Genomic DNA, 12,624 nt, shown 5'->3' with positions numbered 1-12,624 from the left:
CACTTGATGGGTGGAAGTTTTTTTGAACTTTGGTATAATATTCCTTGTAAAGAAAGAGAAAGACACACGATGACACGAAAAATTGCCTTATTATCTGATGTGCATGGAAATAGCACAGCCTTGGAAGCAGTACTGGCGGATGCGGAAAGCCAGCAGGTGACAGATTATTGGTTTTTGGGGGATTTGCTCCTGCCAGGAACTGGTCGCAGAAATATCTTAGATAGGATGGAGCAGCTGCACATCAGCCTCCAGGTCAGAGGGAATTGGGAAGATAGTCTCTGGCATGCCCTGCACCAAAAGTTAGACTTGACACGTCCCAGCCATCTCTACCTGACGCGGCTCTGCCATTTTGTCCTAGAGGAAATCCGTCCTGAAGAGATTGACCGCATGCAGGAACTTCCTCTGCATATCTTGACAGAAGTAGAGGGATTGAAGATTGCGGTTAGCCACCATCTGCCAGATAAGAATTGGGGGCGGGAGCTGATTCATATTGGCGAGCAGAGTGATTTCGACCGACTTTTCGAGGGAAACGACTGCGCTGTCGCTGTTTATGGTCATATTCACCAGCAGTTTCTCCGCTACGGGACTAAGGGCCAGCTGATTATCAATCCCGGCTCTATTGGTCAGCCATTCTTTCTAGATTCGGCTTTGCGTCAGGACTTGCGAGCCCAGTATGCCATTTTAGAGATAGATGAGACGGGTCTGGCTGATGTTGACCTGAGGCGCGTGGCCTATGATGTGGAGCAGGAGCTGAGATTGGCTCGGGAGCTCCACTTGCCTTACTATGAGATTTATCGGGAGAGCTTGGTCAATGGTATCCACCATACCCATAACCACGACCTGCTGAGGGAAATCAGTGAGCGGGAAGGCTATGCAGATGAGATTGCAGCTTTCTTAAAGTCCAGTCGTAACTCTTGAAGTTACACCATTTTTGAGATATAATAGTGAGAGAAAATGATGAGGGAGGAGAAAAATGCAGATTTCTAGCCGTTTTACCATTGCCACCCATATGCTGATTGTACTGGCTTTGGAGGGGAAAAAACAAAAACTGACAAGTGATATTCTTGCCGGCAGTGTTGGCGTCAACCCAGTTATTATTCGCAAGACCCTGTCCCAGCTCAAGAATGCCGGGATGATTACCGTTGCTCGTGGGACTGGAGGAGCAGAGATTGCCAAAGATTTGAAAGACATTAGCCTGTTGGATGTCTATAGCGCGGTTGAGTGTCTGGGCAAGAGCGGCCAGCTCTTTAGCTTTCATGACAAGCCCAATCCAGACTGTCCTATCGGCAAGAACATTCACAATGTCTTAGACGACCGCTTGGCGGCTATTCAGGCAGCCATGGAAGCTGAATTGGCTCAGACCAGCCTCGACGAGGTCGTCGCAGCAACCGAGAAAGAAATTAAAGAACAATCTGTTTCCCAGTGAGCAGATTGTTTTTTTGGTGAATAATATTCTGAGATGTAATTGTTGACATTACATTAAAATGTGCTATACTAATAGATGTAACACAAATAATTACAATTTAAAATAATCTTTCGGAGTAAATGGAAAGGCAGGCATCCGCCTCAAGGAACCTATATCTGTTTTAGGAAAATAAAAAAATTGAGCAAGCGGACTGCTGAATCTTTGATTGGATTGAAAGAAAGGAGTAAAAAACATGACTTTTGAATATCAAAGCAAGTTTTATCTAGGAAAGGTGGCACTTTATGTGGCCGATTTAGCAAGACAAAGGGATTTTTATCAGCGCGTTTTAGGCTTGGAACTTTTGGAAGAGCAGGATGGAGAGGTGGCTTTGGGCAGGGACGGACAAGTTCTGGTGAGGCTTTTAGCAACCAGTGACCGGCAGACCGTCAAGTCTGCTTATGGTCTTTATCATCTGGCACTCTTGCTTCCAAGTCGTCAAGCTTTGGCGGATATCCTGAAGCACTTATCAGAAAGTAAAGTTCCTATGGTTGGAGGGGCGGACCACGGTTACAGTGAAGCCATTTATCTGGAGGACCCAGAAGGCAATGGCATTGAGCTTTATCGGGACAAGCCTCAGACTGATTGGGATATTCGGGAAGATGGCCGCATTATCGGAGTGACGGAAGCTCTAGCGGCTCAAGAAATCTATGAACTAGGTCAGGAAGTCCAGCCGTTTAGTATTGCTGAAGGCACTCGTATGGGCCATGTCCATCTATCTGTGAAAAATAGCAGAGCAGCCAGTCATTTTTACCAAAAACTTCTAGGCTTTGAGGACAAATTTTCTGTACCTTCTGCTAGCTGGCTGGCATCCGGAAAATATCATCATCATTTAGCAGTCAATGAATGGGGAGGTTCTCACTTGAATCATCGTCAACCTAAGCAAATGGGACTAGCCTATTTTGAGGCGCAAGTAGAAGGAAAAGAAGACCTAGTAGCTATTTATGAAAATGCTCTGGACTTGCAGGCACCAGCCCGATGGATTAGCTCCCAAGAGCTAGAAGTCACAGACCCAGATGGGATTGTGACAAAAGTTAAGACAAAAGTGGTATAATAAGGCATATCAAGAAGATCGAAGAAAGAAAAAAATATGTACAAGACTTATTATGCATCACCGATTGGCCAGATTCTTATCTTGACGGACGCAAATGCCTTGCTGGGACTTTGGCTTGAGGATCAGAAATATTTTGGAGCAGGCTATGATCTGGAGCAAGCGCAGCAGGAGGAGACAGAAGTTAGCCAGCATGTTGCTGCTTGGCTGGATGATTATTTCAAGGGAGAAAATCCCGCGACAGATGAAATTCCATTGGCACCTCAAGTGACTGAGTTTAGAAGCAAGGTTTTGACAGTGTTGCAGAAGATTCCCTATGGACAAACGGCTACTTATTCAGACATTCTACGAGAATTACAAGCCGAGTACGGTAAGATTGGATCGGCCAGAGCAGTCGGTGGTGCCATCGGCCATAATCCCATTTCCCTTCTGATTCCCTGCCACCGGATTGTCGGGAGTGATGGCAAGCTGACCGGCTATGCTGGAGGCCTTGATAAAAAAGCCTTTCTGTTGAAACTAGAAGCGGGGGAGAAGACTGAATAAGTATTTCTACTCAAGACTTTTACCATTTTACTGGTGAGAGTCTTTTTTACGTACAGCAATAAACTAAAAATCCCTTTGTCAGCTACTGTGAGTGACAAAGGGATTTTCATTAGTCAATATGCCATTGTGTGGCCAGCCAGTCGGAAAAGGCAGCATAGCGCTCTTTGAGGGCTTCATGATGACCGTAAGGGTCAAAGACGGAGCAAGTGGTAAGAATTTTTTTCTGAATCAAGCGATGAATTTCTGCAGCATAAAAAGGAGCGTTGGAAAGTCGATTTGAGTGATTCGAGCCTTCTGTCTTTCCATTCTGCAAATAGACTAGACAGTCCTTGTTTTTTAACTCCTGAGACTGGCAAAAGTCGGTAAAATCTGGGTACCAAAAGGAACCGCAGATAGAAAAAACACAGGGAACTTCGCTGACACTATAGAGACTGTAAGCAGCCGCTAGTCCACCGAGAGAGTAGCCACCATAGGCAATTCTCTTGTCATCCAGTAGGTAGTGTTGTCTGATTTCTGCTAATATACCGTTGAATAGTTTCTGATGGTAGCTATCCGCTCTGCCACCAAAATCAGGATTGCCAGGCTTTAGAGCATTGGCTTTCCAAGGTGTATAATCGTCCAGCCTGTTGTTTGATATCAGTCCGATCAAGATTACCGATGAAGAAAGCCTGCTCAGGTAGTTTGTCTGTCCATCATTTAGCAAGATTGCTGGATAAGGTCGTGATCCGTCATAATCTTGGGGCAGGGCAATATTGACAGTGATACCCTCCCAGACAAAGGTCTTATTTATTAATAAAGTCATTGATTTTCTCGAGTGAGTCGATTACAGCAGGACCATAATCCATGAACTCATCATAGGAGATGGTCATGATTTTCTGATTTTTGACCGCTGGGACATCTTCCAGAACTGGATTGGCTTTCATTAGATCAACTGCTTGCTCATCCATGGCTTTGTTGCGGTCGCTGGTTACGTAGATGATGACTTCTGGATCCATAGAGACCAGATTTTCCAAGGTTAGGTCAGAAGTTCCAGTCGCTACATTGGTATAGCCGAGCTGGTTGAGCAGACTCTCTTGCAGGGCAGATTTATAGGCACCGAAAGTCTCATCGTTGTAGGCACACATGATGAGTGCTTTTTTCTTTTCCCCTTGACTAGCTTTATTGGTCTTCTTGACACTGTCAATTCTTGCCTGTAGCTGGTCAGCATACTGATTGGCCTTGTCTTGGACATTAAAAATGGTTCCTATATTCTTGACATCTTCAACGATATTGCCTAGGTCTTGCTTGGTATTGGACAGGGAAGCTTTCTGTGTATAGACAGGGATTTTGTTTTCATTCCAGGCACTGACTGTCCCCAAAGACTTCTCGGAAAACATCATGTTTCGGCCAAGAAGAGCATCTGGCTCATAGGATAGCACAGTTTCCTGTGATACGGTTTTCTTGTCGCCGACTTGCGGAATGGTGGCAATATCAGCCTTGTATTTATCTGTAACATCATTGTCTGGATTGAGCATACCGGCGATTTTGTCTTTCAATCCTAGTTCGATTAAGATTTCGGTCGTTGAAAGGTTGTTGGTGATGACCTTTTCCGGTGCCTTTTCAAAGACCTGGTCAATCTCCTTGCCTTCGGCATCGTAAGTTTTGATTGTCACTGGATATTTTGTCTCTGCTGTGCTCTTTTTCGCGCTTTCTGTTTTGGAGGAAGATTGTGAAGTTGAGCTTTCTTTCGTGCTCTCCTTAGATGAAGAATTGCAGGCTGCCATTGTCAGTGCAGCAGTTGCGACGAGTAAGATACTAAATGTTTTTTTCATATTGCCTTCCTTTCTTGGGCTTGGAGCTTGTATAGATAAAGCTGAGAGCAGGCTCTTATAGATACTGAATCATGGCCTGTCGATCCTTGGTCCAGATTACTTTGCTCTGAATACCGTAAACGGCTTGCAGTGAATCATGGGTGATGGCCTCCTTTGGAGCGCCTTGGTATGCAATCTCACCTCCTTTCATGAGATACAAATAGTCTGAATACCGACAAGCCAGTTGGATATCGTGTAAAACAGACAAAACATTGATGTTCAGGTCTTTGACTATACGCAGCATATCCAGCTGGTATTTGATATCCAGATGATTGGTCGGCTCGTCTAGGAGCAATAGGCTTGGCTGCTGGGCTAAAGCACGTGCCAGCAAGACTCTTTGCTTCTCACCACCAGACAGGGAGAGATAGGTTCGCTCTCCCTTATCCAGCATGTCCACCTGTCTCAAGGCATGACGAACAAGGGCATAGTCTTTTTCGCTTTCTTTTTGAAAAAGGGACAGATGTGGCGTCCTGCCCAGCATAACGATTTCTTGGACAGTGCAGTCAAATTGAAGATGGTTAAACTGAGTTACAACGGCTATTTTCTGGGCTGCTTTTTTTATGCTGACCTGTTCAAGTGGTCTACCGTTTAGATAAATGTCCCCGCTGTCAGGTTTGATTTGGCGGTAGATGGTTTTGAGCAGACTAGTTTTGCCGCTTCCGTTGGGCCCTAAAATGGTGTGAAACTGATTTCCCTCGACCGTGAGTGAAATCCCTCTTAAGATTTCTTTTTGGCCGACAGCATAGTGGATATTTTGGCAAGTTAGATCCATATCAGCTGCTTACCTCCTTTCGGCTTTTGGCTACAATGTAGATAAAGAAGGGTGCACCGACCAAAGCAGTGAAGATTCCAATCGGCAGCTCGGCATTTTTGACCAAAATTCGAGCCAAAACATCTGCCCAGACCAGAAAGAGAGAGCCGAGCAGGGTAGCGATAGGAAAGAGCCTTTTGTAGTTGGTACCGACTAATCTTCGAGCAATGTGCGGAGTGATTAGTCCGACAAAGCCGATAATACCGCAGCAGGCAACCAGTACCGCAGTCATTATAGCGACAACTGTGATATAAAGGAACCAGTAAAAATGTAGAGGTACCCCCAGTGTCAAAGCTGCTTCGTCCCCCATCATCATAGCATTGAAAATTCGATACTGGGAACAGAAAAACAAAAAGGAGAGACCAACAACAAGAGCCGGCAAGGCAAGATCTGACCAAGAAGTTCCGGCCAGTGAGCCCATGGTCCAGAACTTGATTGTCATAAGGCTGTCAGCATTAGCACCGACAGAAATGATAAAGTTGGAAAAGGCGATAAAAAGGGCATTTACAACTGTTCCTGATAAAATCAGACTGCTTGTCGTCATTTTTCCCTGCATGGATGCGATAAAAAGGACCACTGCCGATGCCAGAATGGCTCCTATAAAGGCACCTGTGCCAGTAATGGATTTGAGCCCTAAGATAATGCTCAGTGTGGCTCCGAAGGTTGCACCCGCTGAAATTCCTAGGATATAAGGCTCTGCGATGGGATTATTGACAGTAGATTGCATGACGCTGCCACAGACAGAAAGGCCAGCACCGGCTAGGATTCCCAAGAGCACTCTTGGAACCCGCATGTTCCAAACAATAGCGATTGTAGACGACGATAGTTTGCCTGTGCCAAGGTTAAAGCTGAGCTTGCTGAAAATAATCCGGTAAGTATCCTGTATATCAATAGTGACCGATCCCAAAGATACAGCTAAAAAGAGGGAGAAAGCCAGAAAAATGATGAGAAGCAAGAGCAGGCAGATATAGCGAAAAAATACTTGATTTTCTGACCCTTTGAAGAGCATCCAGACCTCCTTAACAGCAAAGATTAGAATTTTTAGATAATTTCATAAAAAATTATAACATTTTTAAATCAGAAGGGCAAGAAGGGATAAAAAACTCTGATATGATAAGGCTTAATGTCGCTTTCTATTGGTAAAAAATTTTTAAATCTTTTCAGTGATGAAAACATGTTTCTGGTGTAAGAACTGGTTAGTGCGGAGTAATTGAGTTTTTCGGAATGTCTCTGACAGACGACGTCATTGGAGGAAAAGCAGGTGAACCTAAATGACTTAGTATAATTACTAGGAAACACGAAAAAACGACAGAAACTTTTCTATCGTTTTTTGAAATTATAAATGCGTAAAGACTAAGATAACTATAACGATATTTAACAATGATAGCTAAAATAGTCAGATGGCTTTTGCCAAGCCTAATAATCATTCAAGACATAATATAGGCTTATAAAATTCTATTCAAAATACAACAAGTCCTTGCTAGTTTCGGTGAAGAGTTCAAAACCATTCTTAGTGACATGGCCGCAGTCTTCGATGCGGACACCGACCTTGCCAGGGATGTAAATACCAGGCTCAACAGAGAAGCACATGCCTTCTTCGATGACCATGTCGTTGCCCTCCATGATGGATGGAAATTCGTGAACATCCATACCGATGCCGTGGCCGAGACGGTGGTTGAAATACTCACCATAGCCAGCTTTTTCAATGACTTGCCGAGCTGCGCGATCTACTTCATGAGCTGTGACCCCTGGCTTGATAAAGTCAAGAGCAGTTTGCTGGGCTTCCAATGTCAGATGGTAGATATCTTTTTTGAACTGGTCCGGCTGGCCAACAGCAACGGTCCGTGTCATATCGCTGGCATAGCCATTAACCATGCAGCCAAGGTCAAAGAGCAGGAGGGCGTTATTTTCGACTTTATTGGCACCGGGAATTCCGTGCGGATTAGCTGCATTATTTCCCGTCAGCACCATGGTTTCAAAGCTCATCTCATAACCTTCTCGCTTGATGGCAAAGTCAATCTGAGCGATGATATCTGTTTCAGTATTGTCCAGTGAGATATTGTCAAAACCGATATTGACAGCCTTGTCAGCATATTGGCCAGCTACCAGCATTTTCTGGATTTCATCGGCAGACTTAATCAGGCGCAAGCGGTTGACGTAAGGTGTCAGGTTGGTAAATTCTGCGCTATCAAAGACAGTTTTCAATCCATGATATTTGGTCAAAATCAAGTTATCAAACTCAAGAGCGACAGTCTTAAAAGAGTGAGCCGGCAGGGCAACTTTAATCTTCTGCCAAGGATTTTCGGAGTCCATGTAGCCAAGGACTGAAAAGGGAACAGAACCTGAAGCGCGCTCAACCTCTAGAGCTGGTACGAAGAGCAGGGGCTCATGGTCAGGATAGACAAACAAAAACATCTGCCGCTCATGCGGGTCGCTATAAAAACCAGTCAGATAATTGATAGTGACTGGATCAGACAGGACAGCAGCATCTAGCTTTTCATTCTCGAGATAGTGGATGATTTGTTGGATTTTTGTCATGGTCACAACCTTCTTTCTATGCCTCTATTTTGGCAAAAAATGTCAAAAAAAGCAAGACTTTTCAAAAACTTATCAAAATACTTGAAAGTGTTTACAAGAAGTGATAAAATGGTGAATGTAGGAAAGTGAAAACGATATTTTCAATAGAAGAAAGGAAACTATATGAACACAGACGACACAGTAACCATTTATGATGTCGCTCGTGAAGCGGGAGTTTCGATGGCGACAGTCAGTCGGGTAGTGAATGGAAACAAGAACGTCAAAGAAAACACACGTAAAAAAGTTTTAGAGGTCATTGATCGTCTTGACTATCGTCCAAATGCAGTAGCACGTGGACTAGCCAGCAAGAAGACTACAACCGTCGGCGTTGTCATTCCAAATATTACCAATAGCTATTTCTCAACCTTGGCAAAAGGGATTGACGATATTGCTGAAATGTATAAATACAACATTGTCTTAGCTAACAGTGATGAGGACGATGATAAGGAAGTCTCCGTTGTCAATACTCTCTTTTCTAAGCAGGTGGATGGTATCATTTTCATGGGCTATCATCTGACGGAGAAAATTCGCTCAGAGTTTTCACGTTCGCGCACACCGGTCGTTTTGGCGGGTACTGTCGATGTGGAGCATCAGCTTCCGAGCGTCAATATTGACTACAAGCAAGCAACGGTTGATGCTGTAGAATTACTGGCTAAGCGCAATAAGAAAATTGCCTTTGTCAGCGGACCGCTTGTAGATGATATCAACGGGAAAATCCGTCTATCAGGCTATAAAGATGGCTTGAAGAACAAGAAACTTTCATACAGCGAAGGCTTGGTTTTTGAATCAAAATATTCTTATGATGATGGCTACCACTTGGCAGAGCGTGTCATTGCTTCCAAAGCAACTGCAGCTTTTGTCACAGGAGATGAACTGGCAGCAGGCCTCTTAAATGGTCTGTCTGATCAAGGCATCAAGGTTCCAGAAGATTTTGAAATCATTACCAGTGATGATTCGCAAGTAGCTCGTTTCACTCGTCCTAACCTTTCCACAATCGGTCAGCCCCTCTATGACATCGGTGCTATCAGTATGCGCATGCTGACTAAGATTATGCATAAGGAAGAATTGGAAGAACGCGAAGTTCTCCTGGCTCACAGCATTAGCGAGCGTAAATCAACTCGTAAATAAAAGATAAGTCTGATTAGCAACTTTTCTGAACTTAAAAATTGGCTGAAAACTCGAAAAAGCTGCATATCAAGGACTTTATAGGATAATGAATCAAGGCTGGGGTAATCTTACCTCAGCCTTTTTGTTAATCTTCAGTCAGGGCAATTTAGCTAAGTAGCTTCAGGCTTTGGATAGATTTTTTACCTCATTTGCCCTTGTGGTTTTCCTTTTTATTTTATTTTAGGTATAATAGGAAGTATGAAAGTATTACTGTATCTTGAAGGAAAGTCCGTTTTGGAGAAATCAGGAATCGGCCGAGCCCTCCAGCATCAGATGCATGCCTTGGATTTGGCTGGGATTCCTTATACGACGGACGTTTTAGGAGATTATGATGTGGTCCACATCAATACCTATGGTCCCCGTAGCTTGCTTCTCCTGCATGCTGCCAAGAGGGGCAATAAAAAAGTGATTATGCATGGGCATTCGACCAAGGAGGACTTTGAAAATTCCTTTATTGGATCCAATCTTTTTGCTCCGCTTTTTGGTAAATACCTAACTCACATGTATAAAAAGGCGGATTTCATTATCACGCCTTCGGAGTATTCTAAGCAGCTGATCCAGTCTTATGGAGTCACTACGCCTATGGTGGCTGTGTCAAACGGTATTGACCTGCCTAAGTATAAGAAAGATGCTCGCAAGGAAGAAGTTTTTAAAAAGTATTTTAAGATTGAAGAAGGGCAGAAGGTGGTTGTCTGTGCTGGCCTTTATTTCCGCCGCAAGGGGATTGAGGATTTTGTAGAGGTTGCCCGCAGGATGCCAGATGTGCGCTTTATCTGGCTGGGCTCTATCAATCTCTGGCTGATTCCGCGTAAGATTCGCCGTCTGGTCCTCTTTGACCACCCTGATAATGTCGAATTCCCTGGCTATTTTAAGGGAGCAGTATTTCAGGGAGCCATGTCTGGAGCGGATGCTTTCTTTTTCCCGTCCTATGAGGAAACTGAAGGAATTGTTGTCCTGGAAGCCTTGGCCAGTGAGCAGAATGTTGTGCTGCGTGATATCCCGGTCTATCAGGGCTGGGTGGATGAGCGTTCAGCCGAGCTCTGCAACAATGTAGATGAGTTTGTCCAGTCTCTGAGAAATATCTTAGATAAAAAGGTGGACAAGCGCGAAGCAGGCTATCAGGTAGCTAAAAGCCGGTCTATTGACGATGTTGCAGATCAGTTAGTTAAGGCTTATCAAACAGTTTTGGAGATGTAAGATGCGTATTGGTCTTTTTACAGATACCTATTTTCCTCAGGTCTCTGGGGTTGCTACCAGTATTCGGACTTTGAAGACGGAGCTGGAAAAATTAGGTCACACGGTATTTATTTTTACGACGACGGACAAGGATGTCAATCGTTATGAGGATTGGCAGATTATTCGGATTCCCAGCGTACCTTTCTTTGCCTTTAAGGACCGAAGAGTGGCTTACCGAGGCTTTTCTCATGCCTTAGAAATTGCTCGTCAGTACCAGCTGGATATTATCCATACCCAGACTGAGTTTTCACTAGGTCTGCTGGGGATTTGGATTGCTAAAGAGCTGCGGATTCCGGTAGTACATACCTATCATACTCAGTATGAAGATTATGTGCACTATATTGCCAAGGGGATGGTCATCCGTCCTAGCATGGTCAAGTACATCGTCCGTGGTTTTATGAGTGACTTGGATGGGGTTATCTGCCCTAGTGAGATTGTTTATGACCTCTTGGTTAATTATAAAATCGAAGCAGAAAAGCGGGTGATTCCGACAGGGATTGAGCTGGCGAAGTTTGAGCGGCCGGAAATTTCTCGTGAGGATATCAAGAAGCTTCGTTTCAAGCTAGGACTGGCTGAAGATGAGATTATGCTACTCAGTCTGTCCCGTATTTCTTATGAAAAGAATATCCAAGCTATCGTTGAGGCGATGCCTGCCGTCCTTGAAGAAAATGACAAAGTCAAGCTAGTCATTGTCGGCGACGGTCCCTATGCGGAAGACTTGAAAGAACTGGTTGCTAAGCTTCAGATTGAAGAAGCTGTCATCTTTACGGGGATGATTGCTCCAAGTGATACGGCCCTTTACTACAAAGCTGCGGATTTCTTTATATCTGCCTCAACTAGTGAGACTCAAGGTCTGACTTATCTGGAAAGCTTAGCCAGCGGCACACCGATTATTGCCCATGGAAATCCTTATCTGGATAATGTTATCAGCGACAAGATTTTTGGGACCCTTTATTACCAAGAGCGGGATTTATCAGGCGCTATTTTAGAGGCGATTATTGCGACGCCTGACATGGATGAGCAGAAGCTAGCAGACAAGCTCTACGAGATTTCAGCGGAGAACTTTGGTCGCAGGGTTTATGAGTTTTATCTAGATTTAACTATTTCCAAGGACTTCCATAACGAGCTCAGCCCAGAGGAAAGTGCTGCCAAGCGTCTGGCCAAGACAGTGGCCTATCTGCCTGGAAAAGTCATTTCTCTACCAATCAATGGATCCGTTCGTATCCTCAAAGCTTCGAGTAAGCAAGTGAAAAAAATCAGGAATATTACTAAGTTATTAGAATAGAAACATGCCTTGCGTCATTGTGGCAATAGCTATTTATGCAAGGTTTTGTTTAGAAATAGAGGAGAAATCTTATGAAAAAATATCTCAAACAGTTGCCTTGGCTACTTTTGTTCTATGGCATTTTCATTGCTTCAGATTGGATTTGGCAAGAGCTTTGGAGATATCTTATAGACAATACAGAAAGTGTAGAAAGTGTTTTGAACTGGCTTTCAAACCTTAATATTTTGTATTATCTTTTACTGCTGCCCTTGGTTGGTGCAGGGATTGCTTATATAAATACTCGGATGCAAGGCTTTTCACTGCCTTTTCTCCTTTTGATTCCAGGGGTTCATTATTATTATTTATTCAAAAATTTTTTTAATGGCCTTTTTTACTCAGGAGACAAGATTTATAATCCAATCACTTCCACGCTTTACAATGCTAGGGATATTCATGTCTTGTTATTCCTTTCTTTGGGAGGAATGCTGCTGGCAGAGCAACATCGTAAAAAACGTCAAGTAGCCACTTTGAGTCAAGAGACTCTCAATCGTTTTCTGGTTTTGATGGTCAATAGCTCTTGCAAATTTCTCCAATCGTGCTATAATGTTTTCTAGAGACAAATCACCTGCAGGAAATCTTTTAGAGAGCGCGTGGAGCTGGAAA

The 12,624-nt window shown here is 43.8% G+C and carries 12 protein-coding genes and 1 pseudogene; 8 read left to right on the top strand and 5 right to left on the bottom strand.

Annotation, left to right across the window (positions count from 1 at the left end; genetic code table 11):
* The first annotated feature begins 69 nt into the window (after positions 1–69).
* From HMPREF9389_RS01075 to HMPREF9389_RS01090, 4 genes are all read left to right on the top strand, one after another.
* On the top strand, positions 70–918 hold the full coding sequence (locus HMPREF9389_RS01075) for a metallophosphoesterase family protein (RefSeq protein WP_002931113.1): 849 nt from the start codon (positions 70–72) through the stop codon (positions 916–918).
* A 55-nt stretch (positions 919–973) separates the two neighbouring features.
* Positions 974–1,426: an Rrf2 family transcriptional regulator gene (locus HMPREF9389_RS01080; RefSeq protein ID WP_002931101.1), complete on the top strand. Its 453-nt coding sequence runs from the start codon at positions 974–976 to the stop codon at positions 1,424–1,426.
* A gap of 232 nt (positions 1,427–1,658) precedes the next feature.
* Positions 1,659–2,516: a VOC family protein gene (locus tag HMPREF9389_RS01085; RefSeq protein WP_002931095.1), complete on the top strand. Its 858-nt coding sequence runs from the start codon at positions 1,659–1,661 to the stop codon at positions 2,514–2,516.
* A 36-nt stretch (positions 2,517–2,552) separates the two neighbouring features.
* A complete protein-coding gene (locus HMPREF9389_RS01090) occupies positions 2,553–3,056 on the top strand; it encodes a methylated-DNA--[protein]-cysteine S-methyltransferase (protein WP_002931093.1) in 504 nt (167 codons plus the stop codon).
* A gap of 109 nt (positions 3,057–3,165) precedes the next feature.
* Here the strand turns inward: HMPREF9389_RS01090 and HMPREF9389_RS01095 are convergent, their stop codons facing one another.
* The 5 genes from HMPREF9389_RS01095 to HMPREF9389_RS01115 form a co-directional block, all read right to left on the bottom strand.
* A complete protein-coding gene (locus HMPREF9389_RS01095) occupies positions 3,166–3,858 on the bottom strand; it encodes an alpha/beta hydrolase-fold protein (RefSeq protein ID WP_002931092.1) in 693 nt (230 codons plus the stop codon).
* The gene (locus HMPREF9389_RS01100) at positions 3,839–4,867 is read right to left on the bottom strand and encodes an ABC transporter substrate-binding protein (RefSeq protein WP_002931091.1); all 1,029 of its coding nucleotides are present in this window, start codon (positions 4,865–4,867) and stop codon (positions 3,839–3,841) included. Before HMPREF9389_RS01100 ends, HMPREF9389_RS01095 begins: the two co-directional genes overlap by 20 nt.
* Positions 4,868–4,922: 55 nt before the next feature.
* Positions 4,923–5,678 carry an ABC transporter ATP-binding protein gene (locus HMPREF9389_RS01105; protein WP_002931089.1) on the bottom strand — a complete coding sequence of 252 codons (756 nt, stop codon included), beginning with the start codon at positions 5,676–5,678 and terminating at the stop codon, positions 4,923–4,925.
* 1 nt (position 5,679) lies between these two features.
* Entirely contained in the window at positions 5,680–6,726 is a 1,047-nt protein-coding gene (locus tag HMPREF9389_RS01110; protein WP_002931088.1) for a FecCD family ABC transporter permease, read from the bottom strand.
* Between the two features lie 446 nt (positions 6,727–7,172).
* Positions 7,173–8,255 (bottom strand): M24 family metallopeptidase, encoded by a 1,083-nt coding sequence (locus HMPREF9389_RS01115; RefSeq protein ID WP_002931087.1) that lies wholly within the window; start codon positions 8,253–8,255, stop codon positions 7,173–7,175.
* Positions 8,256–8,417: 162 nt separating this feature from the next.
* On the opposite strand from HMPREF9389_RS01115, the gene ccpA reads away from it, so the two are divergent.
* The 4 genes and pseudogenes from ccpA (at position 8,418) to HMPREF9389_RS01135 (ending at position 12,535) form a co-directional block, all read left to right on the top strand.
* A complete protein-coding gene (gene ccpA, locus HMPREF9389_RS01120) occupies positions 8,418–9,422 on the top strand; it encodes a catabolite control protein A (RefSeq protein ID WP_002894913.1) in 1,005 nt (334 codons plus the stop codon).
* Between the two features lie 237 nt (positions 9,423–9,659).
* Complete coding sequence (locus HMPREF9389_RS01125; protein WP_002931086.1) at positions 9,660–10,658, top strand: glycosyltransferase family 4 protein; 999 nt, start codon at positions 9,660–9,662, stop codon at positions 10,656–10,658.
* 1 nt (position 10,659) lies between these two features.
* Entirely contained in the window at positions 10,660–11,982 is a 1,323-nt protein-coding gene (locus HMPREF9389_RS01130; RefSeq protein WP_002897194.1) for a glycosyltransferase family 4 protein, read from the top strand.
* Positions 11,983–12,053: 71 nt separating this feature from the next.
* Positions 12,054–12,535 (top strand): annotated as a pseudogene (locus HMPREF9389_RS01135) (hypothetical protein).
* Positions 12,536–12,624 lie beyond the last annotated feature (89 nt).

It is taken from the genome of Streptococcus sanguinis SK355 (genome assembly GCF_000212855.1).
Lineage (GTDB): Bacteria > Bacillota > Bacilli > Lactobacillales > Streptococcaceae > Streptococcus > Streptococcus sanguinis_A.
The sequence above is the reverse complement of the archived record's forward strand: the minus strand, read 5'-3'. Positions and strand labels throughout refer to the sequence as shown.

Coding starts and splice junctions, on each gene's coding strand:
- ccpA (WP_002894913.1), top strand. CDS start 8,418: ATGAACACAGACGACACAGTAACCATTTATGATGTCGCTCGTGAAGCG.
- HMPREF9389_RS01090 (WP_002931093.1), top strand. CDS start 2,553: ATGTACAAGACTTATTATGCATCACCGATTGGCCAGATTCTTATCTTG.
- HMPREF9389_RS01130 (WP_002897194.1), top strand. CDS start 10,660: ATGCGTATTGGTCTTTTTACAGATACCTATTTTCCTCAGGTCTCTGGG.
- HMPREF9389_RS01095 (WP_002931092.1), bottom strand. CDS start 3,858: ATGACTTTATTAATAAATAAGACCTTTGTCTGGGAGGGTATCACTGTC.
- HMPREF9389_RS01105 (WP_002931089.1), bottom strand. CDS start 5,678: ATGGATCTAACTTGCCAAAATATCCACTATGCTGTCGGCCAAAAAGAA.
- HMPREF9389_RS01075 (WP_002931113.1), top strand. CDS start 70: ATGACACGAAAAATTGCCTTATTATCTGATGTGCATGGAAATAGCACA.
- HMPREF9389_RS01115 (WP_002931087.1), bottom strand. CDS start 8,255: ATGACAAAAATCCAACAAATCATCCACTATCTCGAGAATGAAAAGCTA.
- HMPREF9389_RS01085 (WP_002931095.1), top strand. CDS start 1,659: ATGACTTTTGAATATCAAAGCAAGTTTTATCTAGGAAAGGTGGCACTT.
- HMPREF9389_RS01080 (WP_002931101.1), top strand. CDS start 974: ATGCAGATTTCTAGCCGTTTTACCATTGCCACCCATATGCTGATTGTA.
- HMPREF9389_RS01125 (WP_002931086.1), top strand. CDS start 9,660: ATGAAAGTATTACTGTATCTTGAAGGAAAGTCCGTTTTGGAGAAATCA.
- HMPREF9389_RS01100 (WP_002931091.1), bottom strand. CDS start 4,867: ATGAAAAAAACATTTAGTATCTTACTCGTCGCAACTGCTGCACTGACA.
- HMPREF9389_RS01110 (WP_002931088.1), bottom strand. CDS start 6,726: ATGCTCTTCAAAGGGTCAGAAAATCAAGTATTTTTTCGCTATATCTGC.